At 36.8% G+C, this 15,666-nt stretch carries 12 protein-coding genes; 1 reads left to right on the top strand and 11 read right to left on the bottom strand.

What is annotated here, in order from left to right:
- The first annotated feature begins 2 nt into the window (after nucleotides 1-2).
- The gene (locus BLQ19_RS03360) at nucleotides 3-2,189 is read left to right on the top strand and encodes a xanthine dehydrogenase family protein molybdopterin-binding subunit (RefSeq protein ID WP_074537394.1); all 2,187 of its coding nucleotides are present in this window, start codon (nucleotides 3-5) and stop codon (nucleotides 2,187-2,189) included.
- Between the two features lie 86 nt (nucleotides 2,190-2,275).
- On the opposite strand, the gene BLQ19_RS03355 is transcribed toward BLQ19_RS03360, so the two are convergent.
- The 11 genes from BLQ19_RS03355 to BLQ19_RS03310 all read right to left on the bottom strand — a co-directional run bounded on the left by BLQ19_RS03355 (nucleotide 2,276) and on the right by BLQ19_RS03310 (nucleotide 15,661).
- Nucleotides 2,276-4,264, bottom strand: coding sequence for a glycoside hydrolase family 127 protein (locus tag BLQ19_RS03355; RefSeq protein ID WP_074537393.1), 1,989 nt, complete (start codon nucleotides 4,262-4,264; stop codon nucleotides 2,276-2,278).
- 30 nt (nucleotides 4,265-4,294) lie between these two features.
- The gene (locus BLQ19_RS21470; protein WP_254788196.1) at nucleotides 4,295-4,621 is read right to left on the bottom strand and encodes a hypothetical protein; all 327 of its coding nucleotides are present in this window, start codon (nucleotides 4,619-4,621) and stop codon (nucleotides 4,295-4,297) included.
- 29 nt (nucleotides 4,622-4,650) lie between these two features.
- On the bottom strand, nucleotides 4,651-5,736 hold the full coding sequence (locus tag BLQ19_RS03350; RefSeq protein WP_254788193.1) for a family 16 glycosylhydrolase: 1,086 nt from the start codon (nucleotides 5,734-5,736) through the stop codon (nucleotides 4,651-4,653).
- Between the two features lie 49 nt (nucleotides 5,737-5,785).
- Complete coding sequence (locus BLQ19_RS03345; RefSeq protein WP_074537392.1) at nucleotides 5,786-7,351, bottom strand: MFS transporter; 1,566 nt, start codon at nucleotides 7,349-7,351, stop codon at nucleotides 5,786-5,788.
- Between the two features lie 36 nt (nucleotides 7,352-7,387).
- Nucleotides 7,388-9,481 (bottom strand): glycoside hydrolase family 127 protein, encoded by a 2,094-nt coding sequence (locus BLQ19_RS03340; protein ID WP_074537391.1) that lies wholly within the window; start codon nucleotides 9,479-9,481, stop codon nucleotides 7,388-7,390.
- A gap of 27 nt (nucleotides 9,482-9,508) precedes the next feature.
- On the bottom strand, nucleotides 9,509-10,924 hold the full coding sequence (locus BLQ19_RS03335; RefSeq protein ID WP_074537390.1) for a sulfatase: 1,416 nt from the start codon (nucleotides 10,922-10,924) through the stop codon (nucleotides 9,509-9,511).
- A gap of 170 nt (nucleotides 10,925-11,094) precedes the next feature.
- A complete protein-coding gene (locus BLQ19_RS03330; RefSeq protein WP_025614218.1) occupies nucleotides 11,095-11,421 on the bottom strand; it encodes a hypothetical protein in 327 nt (108 codons plus the stop codon).
- Between the two features lie 65 nt (nucleotides 11,422-11,486).
- Complete coding sequence (locus BLQ19_RS03325; RefSeq protein WP_025614219.1) at nucleotides 11,487-12,134, bottom strand: bifunctional 4-hydroxy-2-oxoglutarate aldolase/2-dehydro-3-deoxy-phosphogluconate aldolase; 648 nt, start codon at nucleotides 12,132-12,134, stop codon at nucleotides 11,487-11,489.
- Nucleotides 12,124-13,071 (bottom strand): 2-dehydro-3-deoxygalactonokinase, encoded by a 948-nt coding sequence (locus BLQ19_RS03320; protein WP_074537389.1) that lies wholly within the window; start codon nucleotides 13,069-13,071, stop codon nucleotides 12,124-12,126. The genes BLQ19_RS03325 and BLQ19_RS03320 overlap by 11 nt, the downstream gene beginning before the upstream one ends.
- Entirely contained in the window at nucleotides 13,072-14,520 is a 1,449-nt protein-coding gene (locus BLQ19_RS03315; protein ID WP_074537388.1) for an aldehyde dehydrogenase family protein, read from the bottom strand.
- The gene (locus BLQ19_RS03310) at nucleotides 14,492-15,661 is read right to left on the bottom strand and encodes a mandelate racemase/muconate lactonizing enzyme family protein (RefSeq protein ID WP_024479571.1); all 1,170 of its coding nucleotides are present in this window, start codon (nucleotides 15,659-15,661) and stop codon (nucleotides 14,492-14,494) included. The genes BLQ19_RS03315 and BLQ19_RS03310 overlap by 29 nt, the downstream gene beginning before the upstream one ends.
- Nucleotides 15,662-15,666 lie beyond the last annotated feature (5 nt).

Raw genomic sequence — 15,666 nt, 5'->3', positions numbered from 1 at the left:
GTATGAAAGATGTACAAAATGTAAGCCGTAGAAGTTTCATTAAAGGCATTGGATTGGCTTCTGGAGGGTTAATTATAGCCTCAGGCGCAAGTCTCTTTAATAGTTGTTCTGTAGAAACAAAAGAACTTATCGCGTTTAATCCAAATTTATTTGTTCAATTAAATTCTGATGGTTCTTTAATTTTAGTAGCTTCTAGATCAGAAATGGGGCAGGGAGTACGTACTTCTTTAACGTCTGTGATTGCAGATGAGATGGAAGCTGATTGGGATAGAGTTCGTATCTCTCAGGCTGTTGGTGATGTAAATTATGGTGACCAAAATACAGATGGTTCTAAAAGTGTCCGACTCCTATATGAAGAAATGCGAAAAATCGGAGCGGCAACAAAAGCCGTACTGATTGCAGCAGCAGCTAAAAAATGGGAAATAGCCGCAGAAGACTGTCATGCAGAAAATCATTTTATCTTTAATACTCAAGGCGATAAAATTGCTTTTGGAGATTTGGTGGAAATTGCAAAAACCTTGGAGGTTCCGGAAGAGGTACAGTTGAAAGATCCGAAAGATTTTAAATATATAGGCAAATATCTAACCAGTAAAGATGTGAAAAATCTAGCAAACGGTAGTGCTGTATTTGGTTTGGATGCCAGATTGGAAGGAATGAAATTTGCGGCAGTTAAGAGATGTCCAGTAGCTTTTGGAAAAGTGGTTTCTTTTGATAAAACAGCTGCTTTAAAAATTGCAGGGGTTATAGATGTGGTGGAAATTCCGATGATAATTAAACCTTTTGGACCCTTAGGAGGTGTTGCTGTAGTTGCAACTAATACATGGGCAGCATTTAAAGGAAGAGATGCATTAGAAGTAGTATGGGATTTAGGTGATAATAAAGCCTACGATTCTGAAAAATATATGGAAGAGATTACGGCAAATGTTCATAAAAAGGGTGCTGTCGTAAAAAGTCTTGGAGATGTGGATCAAGCATTTGAAAAGGCTTCTAAAACAATTGAGAGTTCCTATCAATTACCACATTTGGTACATGCTCCTATGGAGGTGCCAAATGCTGTGGCTTGGGTTACAGAAGGTAGCTGTGAGATTTGGGCGCCTGCACAGGAACCGCAACGTACCCGAACAGAGGTAAGTGATTTTTTAGAAATTTCCGAAGATAATGTAACAGTTAATGTTACTTTTTTAGGAGGCGGTTTTGGAAGAAAATCTAAACCTGATTATGTGGTTGAAGCTGCAGCAATATCTAAAGCAATAAATGCTCCTGTTCAGGTAGTTTGGACCCGTGAAGATGATATTCAACACAGCTATTATCATACAGTGGCATCACAATACATGAAAGGAGGCTTAGATGAAAACGGAAAAGTTACGGGTTGGTTGCATCGTTTTGCATTTCCTTCTATTGGGTCTACTTTTAGTCCCGGTGCAGATGAGCCGGCATCTTGGGAGGCCGCAAGTGCTGCCAATGTGCCTTTTGAAATTCCAAATATGCAATTTGAAACAGGAAAGGCCCCAGCGCATGTTAGAATAGGATGGTTGCGTTCTGTGATAAATATACCGCATGGCTTTGCTATCAATGTATTTGCAGATGAACTAGCGCATGAAGCAGGTATAGATCCTTTAGAATTTAGACTAAATCTTATTGGTAGTGACCGAATAGAAGAGACTCAAAACGATTATAAATATGATACGGCCCGATTAAAGCATGTTTTAAAAACGGCAGCTAAAAATGCTGAATGGGGTAAAGAGTTACCAGAAGGTCATGCTATGGGATTAGCGGTACATTATAGTTTTTTATCCTATGTAGCCTCTGTAGTGGAAGTTTCTGTTATCAATGATAAAGTAAAAGTGCATAATATACACTCTGTGATTGACTGTGGTCTAGCTGTAAATAAGAATACGATTACGGCTCAAATGGAAGGCGCTGCAATTTTCGGAATGTCCTTAGCTTTTTATGGTAAAATTACGGCTAAAGACGGAGCTATTGAGCAAAGCAATTTTCATGATTATCAAATGATACGAATGCCACAAGTGCCAAATATTCATGTGGAAATTGTAGAAAATAGTGAGAGACCAACTGGAGTAGGGGAGCCGGGTGTTCCTGTAATTGCACCAGCAATAGTAAATGCTATTTTTAAAGCTTCAGGAAAAAGGTATAAGAATTTACCTTTAATGGATTATAAGTTGGTGTAATATAGATCGATCAGAACTTAAAGAAGCAAAAACCCACTATAGCAATTAAGTTATAGTGGGTTTTTTATAAAAGATAGTGCAAGCTTTTACTCCCAGACTACGGGCATAAAAACCGTCATTTCTGCCTGCCCTCTATTACTCCAGGCAAAATAAGGAACTAGCTGTGTTTTGTACGTTTCAAATTCAGGTGTTTGAACTGTTCTATACATACTTTCACTTTTATCTTTTCGCACTAATAATTCGCCTTCTAAGGTAGTTACACCACCTAAAAAGTCAGGCTGGTGCTTCGCTACTAGAGGTTGTTTTTTATCAAAATAGACCTCTAAAATGTTCGTATGCTTAGGTAAATCTGGAGATTCTATACAGTATACAATAGGGCCTCTTTTTACCGCAATTTGATTTCTAATTTCTTCAATTCTTGGATGACCTTCTATTATTTGAATTTCCATGGGCATGTCTAATACGACAGTATCGCCTTTTTTCCAAATGCGATTGATAGTAGCATATTTTCCCGCGGTTACGGCTACATCCGTTTCAGATCCGTTTACCATAATTTTTGCGTCTATAGCCCAAGACGGAATGCGGATCATTATATCGAAGGCGGTTTCCTTACATTCTTCAATGGTTAATTTAACCAAACCTTTCCAAGGGTATTCTGTATCTTGGTGCATAATTAGACTTGACTCATCTGCTAATTTTGTTTTTAATACACTACTGCCAAATAAATTTATAGCAATACCATTTTTGGCGATACTATACGTCCATCCAGAAACTTGTGCAATAGTACGTACTAAGTTAGGCGGACAACAAAAACAACTTAAATAAGGTTCTCTATTTGGTGTTTCTGTAACATTTTCATGTGCATGGTAATCTCTTGTGTTGTTAAGCATTCGTAGCGGATTAGCATAAAAATAAGAGTCGCCTTTAATGCTAATGCCTGAAAGTGCACTGTTATATAGTACAAGTTCCATAATGTCTGCATATTTAGACTCGCCATGGAGTCCTAACATTCTATAACTGAACATAGCATTACAGATATTGGCACACGTTTCATTATAGGCAGTCATATTTGGCATCATATATTCATTGATGAAGCCTTCTTCAATCATATCCAGATTTGTAGAAGCGCCGTAATGCGCTTGCCCTACAGCACCAGTAAGGTACATTTTTTTCTGAGTGACATTTACCCAAAGACGATCTAAAGCATCAATCAATTCTTTTTCTCCAGTTTCCGAAGCTACATCTGCAGCGCCGGCATAATAATATAATGCTAGCACAGCATGACCAACAGCCTCACTAGATTCTCTTAATGGAGTGCGTTCTTGTACCATATCTCCAATAGGGTATCCAATAGTTGTATCTGTATGTTCTACCGCATATTTCCCTCTATTATTTATAAAGCGTTCGGCTAATTCTAGATACTTTTTATCGTCAGTTGTTCTATACAATTCTACCAATCCCATTATCTGAGTCTGATTAAAACCAAACCTGCCATAATGTTTAGTTTCAGGCATAAAAATGGTATGCAATAGGGTAGCATGCTTGATGGCAATGTCCAAAAAATTACGTTGCCCTGTTACTCTATAATGCACGCAAGCTGTAATTAATAAGTGACCTGTATTGTACATTTCATGATATTTACGATTCTCGTAACGGTCTACCTCAGGACGTAATTGAATTTGGGTTTGCAAATAGCCATCAGCTTCTTGCGCTTTGCTTATGATGTTTATATAGTTATCTATTTCTTCAAGAATTTTACTGTTTTTATTTTGTGCGTAAACATAAATTTTGGCTTCTATGAACTTGTAAAAATCACCATCATGCCAGAACATACCTTTATGTTCTCCTTCCTTTTCTCCAGCAGCAATCTTAAAATTATTTAAGGCGTGACCAATATCACCACACAAGACCTCACCCATGTAGGGAACCATCACCTCTTCACAGGTTTTAAACTTTTCAGCCCAAAATCCACTGGTCCATTGACAATCTGTTAGATTGATATTTTTTAGTTGAACAAATGGACTCAAGGAATTATCAATGCTGGAGACAATAGGTTTTTTTAGAGTATTATTCATAAATACTGAATTATTTTTTTTCTAAACGACTTATTTTTTGATTTCAATATCATCAATAAAAAACTTTGCAGCTTTTGTTGCTGGTAGATCTTCTTTTTTGATTTCTAGGATCATTTGATCATCTGCTTTAGAAGCCATGTTTCTGTTAACTGTTGTTTCTATAGTTACCCATTCACGTCTAGGTAATTTTTTAAGATCGGAAAAAACCAAGTTAATCGTTGGATTGGTTAGTGTAACATGAATTTTATCAGCAACACGTCCTTGGTCTAACCAAATGTTCATGGAAACCTTCAATTCTCCTGCAGGTATTTTTAGAGCGCCTTTTGGGCTTACTAGTTTAACAGTATTAATCGCCAAAGAGTCATTTTTGCCATAGCCTGTAAATTTTAACTATTTACTCCCGAGTTATAATCGCCATGAACAATACGTAGATATTGAGCGGAAGCCTCATCAATAGACCAAAATTTTTGATAATCATTAGGTTCAGAATCTTCAGGAACCATTTTTAAGGATCTCGGGTTTTCTTCAAATAATATAGGACCTTCAAAGCCATAAAATGCAGGTGCTAATAGATTGCTTGTTGGCTTTTGCCATACCCGCATGTAGTCAATCTCAAAATCTACAGGAAGCTCTTCTTTGTGAGGAAGCCCTAACCATTTAAAAATTTCAGAATCTAACCATATTTCCATCGGATTATTTAATACCCAATCTGTTCCTACTTGATCTTGGGTAAAATGATGAACCATTTTACCATCTATGAATAATTTTAGAAAGTCTTTTCCCCATTCCGCACCATAAACATGAAAATCGTCTGCTGTTCTAAAAGGTAAGTTTTCTACATGATTAAAAACTTTGGTAGGTCTTACCGCAGGAGGGCTCCAATCATGAGCGGTTGCTAAATAGGAATTAGCTTTTATACTTCCGTCTATTTTTGGATTCCCCATTAATTCATAGACATCTAACTCTTGCTCATAGCCAATAGCCCAAAAAGCTCCAGTGATAGCAGCATTTCCTTGTTTAGATTTTACTTCCATATAGCCATTTAAGAAGCGTTTTTTACCAACAACTCCAGCCGTTGTTATAGGTAAAGGTTCTCCTTCAAAAACGCCATAGGTGTCATTATTACTACCGTCTGCATAACTTTCTTGTGCAAAAGGGTAATCCGGTTCCCATTGAGTACGTAATTTAAGAACACCGTCTTCTACGATGACGTTGTGGGGTGCAAATTGAGACGGAGCTCTCCCTTTCCAGATATAGTAATCGCCATTTTGGCCTTCTACAAACCATTTGGTAGTGTCAATTTCTGTACCTTCAAATTCATCGCTAATCTCTTTATTTAAAATCCAATTTCCTTCATTTTTAGGGTCTGAAAAAGGGTAGGAGTTTATGGTGTTGGTTTTTTCTTTTATAGCTCTATTCTTCTTTTTTTGGGCTATGCTTATGGTAGACCAAACCATTAAAAAGCTTATCATTATCAGCTTATAAATCCTGATGCATTTCATAATTGTAAAAGTTTAGGTTTTATTTATTCTGGAGTTTTAATTGAATTTCTTCAATCGTTAAGTTCTTGGTTTCAATTAAATAGCGGTAAAGAATAAGCATGCCTATAAATACGGTTGCGGCATAAAAAAGTAAGGTGTTACTAATCCCGAATGTTGCCAATTGTGTAGGGAACATCATTTGAATTAACCAGCTTGCTGTACTCGTGATCAAAGTAAAAAATGGGATTGCGATACCACGTAATGAAATCGGGAAAATTTCTGAAAATAAAACCCACATCACGGGTCCTATAGAGAAATGAAAGGCCGCAATAAAACTTAGAATACCAACCAATACTAAAACAGCATTTATAGTGGCAGATTTCTGGATTAGTAAGCTAGAATGTTCACGGGCATCTTTTTCGCCTAATGATTTAATTAATGCCTCTTTTAAATCAATATCACTATCATATTCAATATCAATCATGCTATGCAACCGTTCAACATTTGGTATTTGGGTCATTTCGGTGATGGCCTCTTTTGTGAGGGTGTAAGTAGCCGTTTTAAAACCTGCATAGGCAATTCCCAAACTTATAACAACCCATACCATTCCGCCAATAATCATGGGGCGTCTTCCTATCTTATCTACTAATAGTAAGCCTAATAGGGTAAATAGTAAGCCAGTTAATCCTGTCCAAATGGCTTGCATAAAAGCAGCATCAGTACCTATCCCTATTTGTTCAAAAACTGTTGGTGCATAGAATAAAATTGCGTTAATGCCAGAGGTTTGCTGTGCTATTGCTAAGGTAAATGCGATGATAAAGGTTATCCTGTAATTTTTACTAAAAATTTCTTTTAGCTGTGAAAATACAGAACGATTATTAGCACTAGTTTTCATGCTTTTCTCCATGTCAAGAAGCTGTTCGTTTACCTCGTCTTCAGGTAAAAGTTTCAGTAAGGTTAGTCTAGCGTCTTCCTGTTTTCCATTGTAAAATAGCCAAGCAGGACTCCGAGGAACAAAGAATAAAAGTATAAACCAAGCGATAGCCGGTAAGATTTCGGAGCCCAACATCCATCGCCAAGTGTTTTCATTAAAATTTAGCTCTTGTATCCAGGCTGTATCGGAGAGCCCTAATTGTAGTATCAGATAATTAATGAAATAAGCTCCAGATAATCCTATTACAATATTAATTTGGATCATGGTAACTAGCTTTCCTCGCAATTTAGGAGGCGCTATTTCACCTATATACATGGCGGCTAATGAGATTGATGTAAAGGCTAAACCACCTAAGAATCTAAAAGATAATAGGCTTATATAGTTAGGAGCAAAGGCAGATCCGATAGCCGAGAGCACATAGAGGGCAGCCACTATTTGCAAGGTTTTTCGCCTTCCATATTTGTTACAGGCATACCCTGCAAAAAATAAGGCCAATAATACACCAAGTGCTGGGGCACCTACGACCATTCCTAATTGCAGATCATTCAACGCAAATTCTTGAGAAATGAATTTTACAGTACCCGATATTAAGGCTGCATCTAAACCAAAAACAAAGCCCCCCATGGCAACAATGAGTGCGTAGCTGTAAGCGTTTTTTTTATATGAATTCATAAATTATAGGCTTTTGGTGTAGTAATTCTAAGTGTTTTATTCCCAAATAACAGGTAGAAAAACAGACATTTCTGTTTCTTCATTACTTCTATTAGACCAGGTAAAATAGGGAATAAACGTAGTTTTGAAAGTGTTCCATTCTGGTTGATTTACTTTTTGGTACATTGCCGTACTATTCGCAGTTTCTTTTCTAAGTAATACCTCTCCAGAAATTGTGGTAACACCTCCCAAGAATTCAGGATGATACGCTGACTTTAAATTTCTGGTATCTCCTTTGATATAGGCTTCTAAAATACTCGTGTCTTCTGGTAAATCTACAGATTCTAAACAATACACTACCGGCCCTCTTTTTATGGCTACTTGATTTCTAACTTCTTCAATACGACCATGACCTTCGATTAAATTAATGTCTAATGGCATACTTAAGCGAATGACATCTCCTTTCTTCCAGGGTTGATTTATGGTAGCATAGGCTCCTGGAGTAGTTTCTATATTGGCCTCCTCATTATTAATTGTAATTTTTGAACCTACTGCCCATTCAGGAATTCTCAATAGAATATCAAAGGGTTCGTCTTTACAGGCTTCAATAGAAATTGCGATATCGCCCTCCCAAGGGTATTTTGTTTCTTGTTTTAGTTTAAGAGCTGAACCATCATTTAAGGTTGTTGCTAAATTATTGCCACCATATAAGTTAACAGCAATACCATTTTCAGATTTACTGTAGGCCCATCCAGATACTTGAGCAATGGTGCGCACGAGGTTGGGAGGGCAGCAAAAACACTCCAAATACTCCTGTCTAGTAGGAAATTCTGTGTTCATTTTGTCATAATCTCTTGCGCCATGTACGGTACGCAGTGGATTTGCATAATAGTACCTATCGCCTTCAATATTAATTCCAGACAACGCGCTATTGTATAAAACAGTTTCCATGACATCAGCATATTTTGCTTCTCCATGTAAGCCTAACATTCTATAACTAAACATTGAATTACAGATATTTGCGCAAGTTTCATTGTAGGCGGTGGTATTGGGCATCATGTATTCATTAATAAAACCTTCTTCAATTTTATCTTTATTGGTTGATGCTCCGTAATGTGCTTGTCCCACGGCACCAGTAACATACATCTTTTTTAAGGCTACATTCATCCAAAGTTTATCCAGAGCATCGATTAAGGCTTGTTCTCCGGTTTCGGCATATACATCTGCAGCCCCAGCGTAGTAGTACAAAGCAAGAACAGCGTGGCCCACGGCTTCATCAGATTCTCGTAATGGAGTGCGCTCTTGCACCATATCACCAATAGGATATCCTTTGGTTTCTGGCGTTTCTTCTACTTCATATGCACCTCGGTTATTTATGAATTGCTCCGCTAAATCTAAGTAATTTTTGTTTTTGGTAGTTCTGTATAATTCTACCAAACCCATAATTTGGGTTTGATTAAAGCCAAAGCGTCCGTAGCGCTCCTTGTCTGTCATGAACAAAGAATACATAAGATCGGCATGCTTAATTGCAATGTCTAAAAAGTTGGTTTGTCCGGTGATGCGGTAATGAATGCAAGCACTGGTTAATAAATGACCAGAATTATACATCTCATGAAATTTTCTGTTTTCATAAGGTTCTCTATCATCAAAGAGCTGTATTTGTGTTTGTAAATAGCCGTTTTCTCTTTGTGCTTTGCCGATGATGGTTATGTAGTCATCTATTTCAGTTCGTAGTTTTTTATCTTTATTTTGTCCATATACATACATGATGGCTTCCATGAATTTATAGAAATCACCATCATGCCAATGCATACCCTTATGTTCTCCTTCTTGTAACCCCGCAGCTATTTTAAAATTGTTCAGTGCATGACCCTTGTCGCCCGTTAGTAAGCTCCTCATGTAAGGAATCATTTTGGTTTCAGCAGTTTTAAATTTTTCTGCCCAAAAGCCTTCCGTCCATTGGCATTCCCCAAAATCTATACTTTTAAATTTTACATGTGGACTATGAACATTGTTTAATATGCCCTTGCCAGCATCTAAGCTGTAACTGGCTGATGGTGTGCTGGTGTTCGCTGCGACAGTTTTTTTTGTATCTGGGTTGCAAGAAATTAATAATATCCCAATTAAGGTCAGTAATGGTATCCTTTTCATGTTCATCTGGAAACGTTTAGTTGAGTTTTAGTCTTTTAAAAGTGAAGGAATCTCATTTTTTATGAGTTCAGGAGAACGGTACCGGTCCATACGCTCTATGTCGTAGTTTTCAAAGCTTCTCTTTAGCATCCATAAAGGGCGTTCTAAAGTAGATTCCCATTCGAACATTTTTTTAAACATGCTTTTAACACGTTCCGGATGTGTCGTAGCTAAATCAGTTTGTTCTCCTATATCTGTTGATAAATCATAAAGTTCTGCGGGTCTATCTGCAAAACGGATTAGCTTCCAATCACCTTCTCTAAAAGCTAAGCGAACTTCCTTTTTCCAGAATAGTGTTTGGTGTGGTCTTTCCTTAATCTCGTTATTGATGTATGGAATAAGATTTACACCATCTACATCTTTTAATTCTGATACATTACCTCCGCCAGCGGCATAAAAGGTAGGGAGTAAATCTAAGGTGCTGATTGGATAATTATAGCGACTACCTTTTTTTAACTCTTTAGGCCAACTTATAACAAAAGGCACTCTAATTCCGCCTTCTAAATGATTTGATTTAGTACCGCTGAGTGGTAAGTTTAATGAGGCATTTTTATCTGTTGGTCCCCCATTGTCATTAGAAAATACAACGATGGTGTTTTTGTCTAAACCTAGCTCTTTTAGTTTATTTAAAACCTTCCCACATGCTCTATCTAAGGCTAACGTCATTGCGGCTAGCTCTTTACGCTTGCCAGTTAAATCAGGAAAGGCATTCATATCTTCTTCGGTGGCTTCCATAGGAGTATGCACGGCGTTAAAGGCCAAGTAGATGAAGAATGGATTTTTCTTATTTTTACGCATAAAGGCGATGGCTTCATCTGCTAAAGCATCCGTAACATATCGTTGAGGTTCTTCAAAGTTGCCAAAACCTCTTTCCATTTTAGTGTCATGATGAGCGCTAGAAACTTCCTCGTAGCCAAAATAGCTGCGCGCCCCGCCCCTAAAACCATAAAATTCATCAAACCCTCTTTTAGTTGGGTGAAAACGGTCCGCATCACCCAAATGCCATTTACCGTACATGGCCGTTTTATAACCTAATTTTTTTAGACAATCGGCAATAGTTACTTGATCTAGAGGTAAGCCCATATCATCAGCCAGAAATTTTGAGTTTTCACTCATGTATCCGGGCACGTTTATTTCCTCATAACCAAAACGCTGTTGGTATTTTCCTGTAATTAAACCCGCCCGAGATGGGCCGCAAGTAGCATCGGTCACATAACCTTGCGTAAAAGTAACCCCTTGTTGGGCTAATTTATCTAGGTTAGGCGTTTTCATTTCGGTACTACCTTGAAATCCAAAATCGGCATAACCTGCATCATCAGCAAATAAGATAATAATATTTGGTTGCTCTTGTGCAGCGCTTATATGATATAAACCAATCGAAAGAAGTATAAAGAGGATTCTCATTTTCAAATTATTAATTATAATTCTTATTTATTGATGAAATAACAATAAATTCATAGAATAATTACAAAATAATAGAAAACTAAAAGAAAAAGGGTAGCTGATTTTATCCGGTTATAGCACTATATTATCCATATTGAACTATGAGAAGTGTATAAATAGATATTTGAAGGTTAAATTTGAGATGCAACTTCCATAAACTCTACAGGAGCACCGTTATGTTTTATAAATGCTACACGCACGCCTTCACCAGGAGAAAAAATATCAACTAAAATATCTTTGCCTTGTAAAGCATCTTCCATATTGGCAACTACATAAGCTACGTGTGGAATGGTACGTACTAATTCTGGCATAGGGCTATCGGCATCAAACTTTACCCATTCAATTTGATATTCATCTTTGTTAAATTTGGTATAATGAATTTTTCCAGGTTCGTAAAAACCATCCCATTCTTTTTCTTCACTTGTAGGTATGCCGATATGGCTAAATTTATAGTTCATACTAGAAATTATTAGTGCTTAAATTATTTCGGCTACTGAGCCTTTTTAGGATTGACTGTTTCGCGTTATTTTATAAAATCTACAATTTCAGATTTTATACTTTTGAAATAGGTGGTGAGCTCTTTGAAGTTTTTATCTTTAATAAGCTGTTTGTTTAATAAAGAACTCCCCATACCAGCACCAATGGCGCCAGCGGAAAAGAATATTTTTATGTTTTCTTTATTTACACCACCTGTAGGGAGCAGTTTTACCGTGTTTAACGGTGCTAATACATCTTTAATATAGGTAGGTCCTAGTTGAGTAGCAGGGAAAATTTTAACTGCAGAAGCGCCAAGAGACCATGCTTTGTAGATTTCCGTAGGCGTATAAGCTCCAGGAAATATAGGTATAGCATCTGCAACGGCTTTTTTGATCACCAATTCGTCTATAATAGGTGTCACAATAAATTGAGCACCTGCGCTTACGGCAACCGAATAATCTTCTAAAGTGCACACGGTACCGGCACCTACATTTAGACTAGGGAATTCTGTTCTTAGCATTGCAATAATTTCAGCGACACCTGCTGTGTTCATCGTAATTTCAATGGTAAATAATTCGGCCTCTATATACGCTTTAGCTATTTCTCTAACGGTCTCTAAAGTTTCACCTCTAATAATACCTACGATTGGAGCTTTGTAATAAGCTTCCCAAGAAAATGTTGAACTAGTTGTCATAATGCTGTAGTATTTTTTTCTGACCCATTAAAAGGGCTTTTTCTAAAGAAGCGCCATTTAATGAGATTAAATTTTCTTTTGCTATGATTTGATTTAGTGCTGTTTTATACAGGCTATATACGGGGTCAGGAGCAGCTAAAAAGATGGTTTTGTCGGTATTTTTTAAATATTTTATTTCATCACCAATAAGCAAACCACTTAAAAAATAATAGTTACTTTCTTTAGCTTTATTTTGAAGAATATGTCTGGCTCTCACTGAAAATAAACTAGTACTAAGTAATCCTTTTAAACCAAGAGTTACTCCCTCAATAAATGGTTCTTCTTCAAATTTTGTACTTTTCACTTCAATAGAATTAGAGAGTATACTTTTTTGCGAAAGCACTTCAAACAGTTCTCCGGTCATGAAATTTTTCAAGTCGATAAACGTAGCATTGTGATAAGCCAAATGTTTACTATGGGTTCCTGGTAATAATAAGATGCCCTCTTTATAGGAGGCTAATTGGTCGTTTAGACCTATAGCTTGTATTTCTTCTCCGCGCATCATTCCTGTTTCGGTTTTTGCACCAGAGATTAACAGAACTTCTAAATGGGTATTGATTTTTAAATACTTCCACTTTAAATTATCACCATTAGCTTGAAGTGGAAAATTAGCATATTCCATTTCAAAAAGACCAATATTGGAAGAAGCCATGCCTGCGGTTACCACCATATGATCTCGATGTTCTTCGGGGAGTTTCGAAATTTGAGAAGTTAGATATTCTGCAAAAAAAGCAGTTTGTTTTTTTGTTTTTTGTGCTGTATACTGTTCGAATAAAGTTTTTATCCCTTGATTTGTTTTGTGCTCTGCTATAATTTTTAGGTTTGAAGTTGCAACAACTCGTAGTCTAAAATTAGAGGTTCCCCAATCACAACTGATAAAATATTCGCGTACTTTCATTTAAACTAAAGCTTTGGTTACTCTTTTCTTTATTAAATAATCGTCTAAAGCAAAAGTAGAACAATCTACACCAATTCCACTATTTTTGATACCACCATGTGGTAAGTAAATATCATATTTTACCCCGTTTAGCTGTACTTCTCCAAATTCTAATTGGTCTGCAAAATAAGTTAAAGTCGCGGCATCATTAGAGAAAACATAGGAGGCTAAACCGGCATCGGTATTATTCGCTAAGATTAGTACTTCTTCTTTTGTGCTAAATGGTACAATGGTAGCTACTGGTCCAAAAATTTCTTCTTGTAAAATAGCAGCATTATTATTTTCTAGGCGAATAACGGTAGGTTCAAAGTAATAACCTTTTCGGTCTATGGCATTTCCTCCGTATATTAATTTTCCTCCTTGGTTTAGGGCCTCTTTAATAATAGCGTTTACTTTTAAAACAGACTGCTTATTCGCTAAAGGTCCCATATCAGGTTTATTTTCCCTGCCAAAACCAATTTTTGTATTTTTAAATTTATGAACTATTCCTTCCGTGAACGCATCAATCACAGCTTCATGGATAAAAAATCGATTGGGAGCAACGCAAATTTGACCTGTATTTCCTGTTTTAAGTGCAGCACCAATAGTTATTGCTAGCTCTAAATCAGCATCATCAAAAACAATAAATGGAGCATTTCCACCACATTCCATACTGTATCTTTTAATAGATGTTTTGCTACTTTGGGCTATTAATTTTTGCGCTGTTTCTGTAGCTCCTATCATCGTAATTAAACGAGGAATTTTGCTTTCGCAAAGCGGAATACCAACGGCTGTTACATCTCCACTTATAATTGTTATAACTCCTTTAGGGAAATTTATTTCATGACATAGTTCGCCAATAATATAGGCCGATAGAGGAGAGAATTCAGAAGGCTTTAATATTATACTACATCCAGCAGCAAGTGCAGGTCCTAACTTAAACCCTAAATTTAATAAGGGAAAGTTATAGGCTAAAAAAGCTACAGCTACCCCCAGAGGTTGTGATTTAATATAATGCTCATGTGTACCCTCCTTGTCAGCAATGCTGATATCTTGACGTTTTACAATTTCTTCAGCATAATAAGAAAGGGAATTGGTGATACTCGTTAGGTCTTCTAGGCTTCCTTCCCAAGTTTTACCCATTTCATACATTATAGCTTCCCGTAACAAATCGCTTTTTTCAAGGAGTTTATTTCGGAGTTTATCAATCCATTCAATACGTTTTTCAAGAGGTAAAGCAGACCAATATTTAAATCCTTCTTGAGCACTAGTTAATGCTAATTGGGTATCTTCTTCGGTTGCCCAAGCTAATGTGGCAATAATTTGCTCATCAGCTGGGCATACCACATTAAATGTTGCACCGTTAGAGGCATCCCTTAAATCTCCGTTTATATATAATTTTTTATGACCGAATTTCAAAGTTGTGTTCATTTTGAAGTGTTTCTTTATCCAAATATTCTTTTAATTTATTCATGTCTACATCTACCCCCAATCCAGGAGTTGTAGGGACGCAAAATTGACCATTAACTACGTTTATTTGGCCTTGCGTAACAATGTCTCTCAATGCATTTTCTGTTCTATCTAACTCCATGGTAGGAAGGTCATTATACATCCTACCTGGATTTTTATCCAAATTACCGATAAAATGAGCAGCAGCACTTATAGCAATCCAAGTGCCCCAAGTATGCGGCACTACATCTTTGTGAAACGCTTGCACAATAGTAGCAATTTTCTTGGCTTCTGTAAGTCCGCCCGCGGCACAAATATCTGGCTGTGCAATATCAATACATTCATTTTCCAGTAAGCGTTTAAAACCAAATTTTAGATATTCGCATTCTCCTCCAGCAATAGGGATTGTTGTATTCTCTCTTAGTTTTTTATACCCTTTATAATCTTCCGGAGAAACAGGCTCTTCAAACCAAGAGATATCATATTGTTCTACTTTTCGGGCCAATTCAATGGCCTCTTTATACGAATAGGCATGGTTAGAATCGATCATTAATCTAATATCAGAACCAATAGCTTTGCGTATTGCTGCCACGTATTTGATATCTTCTTTAAGACTTAGGCCCACCTTCATTTTTATCGCTTTAAACCCTTGAGATTTGTAAAGTAAGGCTTCTTCTATTAATGATTTTTCTAAATTTTCTACTCGTGTAAAATACAATCCGGTAGCATAAGGCTGTATGATTGGATTTTTTAAACCACCTAGAAGTACGGATACAGGCTGATTCAGGAGTTTTCCTTTTAAATCCCATAAAGCCACATCAATAGCACTTAAGGAAGCTTGTAGGGAACCACTTCTGGCATAATCCATAGATCTGCGGTACATTTCTTCCCAAAGTACTTCATTTTCTAATGCAGTTTTACCAATTAAAAAAGGAGTGAAAAATTCGATTCCAGCTTTAATAACGTTGGCAGGACCATAACCTTCTCCCCAACCATACGTTCCATCTTCTAAGGTAATTTTGACTAAGCAAATTTTTCGCGTGTCATATTGCCATTGCGAGAAATAGAAGGGTGTATCTAGCTTATGGCTAATTACGAAGGGTTCTATAGTTTTAATTTTCATGCTTA

The sequence above is a fragment of the Cellulophaga baltica genome, assembly GCF_900102165.1.
Classification (GTDB): domain Bacteria; phylum Bacteroidota; class Bacteroidia; order Flavobacteriales; family Flavobacteriaceae; genus Cellulophaga; species Cellulophaga baltica.
This window is presented reverse-complemented; position numbering and strand designations above follow the sequence as displayed.

Excerpts from the sequence above, each read along its gene's own strand:
- BLQ19_RS03320 (WP_074537389.1), bottom strand. The coding sequence starts at position 13,071 with ATGAAAGTACGCGAATATTTTATCAGTTGTGATTGGGGAACCTCTAAT.
- BLQ19_RS03335 (WP_074537390.1), bottom strand. The coding sequence starts at position 10,924 with ATGAGAATCCTCTTTATACTTCTTTCGATTGGTTTATATCATATAAGC.
- BLQ19_RS03360 (WP_074537394.1), top strand. The coding sequence starts at position 3 with ATGAAAGATGTACAAAATGTAAGCCGTAGAAGTTTCATTAAAGGCATT.
- BLQ19_RS03340 (WP_074537391.1), bottom strand. The coding sequence starts at position 9,481 with ATGAAAAGGATACCATTACTGACCTTAATTGGGATATTATTAATTTCT.
- BLQ19_RS03350 (WP_254788193.1), bottom strand. The coding sequence starts at position 5,736 with ATGATAAGCTTTTTAATGGTTTGGTCTACCATAAGCATAGCCCAAAAA.
- BLQ19_RS03330 (WP_025614218.1), bottom strand. The coding sequence starts at position 11,421 with ATGAACTATAAATTTAGCCATATCGGCATACCTACAAGTGAAGAAAAA.
- BLQ19_RS03315 (WP_074537388.1), bottom strand. The coding sequence starts at position 14,520 with ATGAACACAACTTTGAAATTCGGTCATAAAAAATTATATATAAACGGA.
- BLQ19_RS03325 (WP_025614219.1), bottom strand. The coding sequence starts at position 12,134 with ATGACAACTAGTTCAACATTTTCTTGGGAAGCTTATTACAAAGCTCCA.
- BLQ19_RS03345 (WP_074537392.1), bottom strand. The coding sequence starts at position 7,351 with ATGAATTCATATAAAAAAAACGCTTACAGCTACGCACTCATTGTTGCC.
- BLQ19_RS03310 (WP_024479571.1), bottom strand. The coding sequence starts at position 15,661 with ATGAAAATTAAAACTATAGAACCCTTCGTAATTAGCCATAAGCTAGAT.
- BLQ19_RS03355 (WP_074537393.1), bottom strand. The coding sequence starts at position 4,264 with ATGAATAATACTCTAAAAAAACCTATTGTCTCCAGCATTGATAATTCC.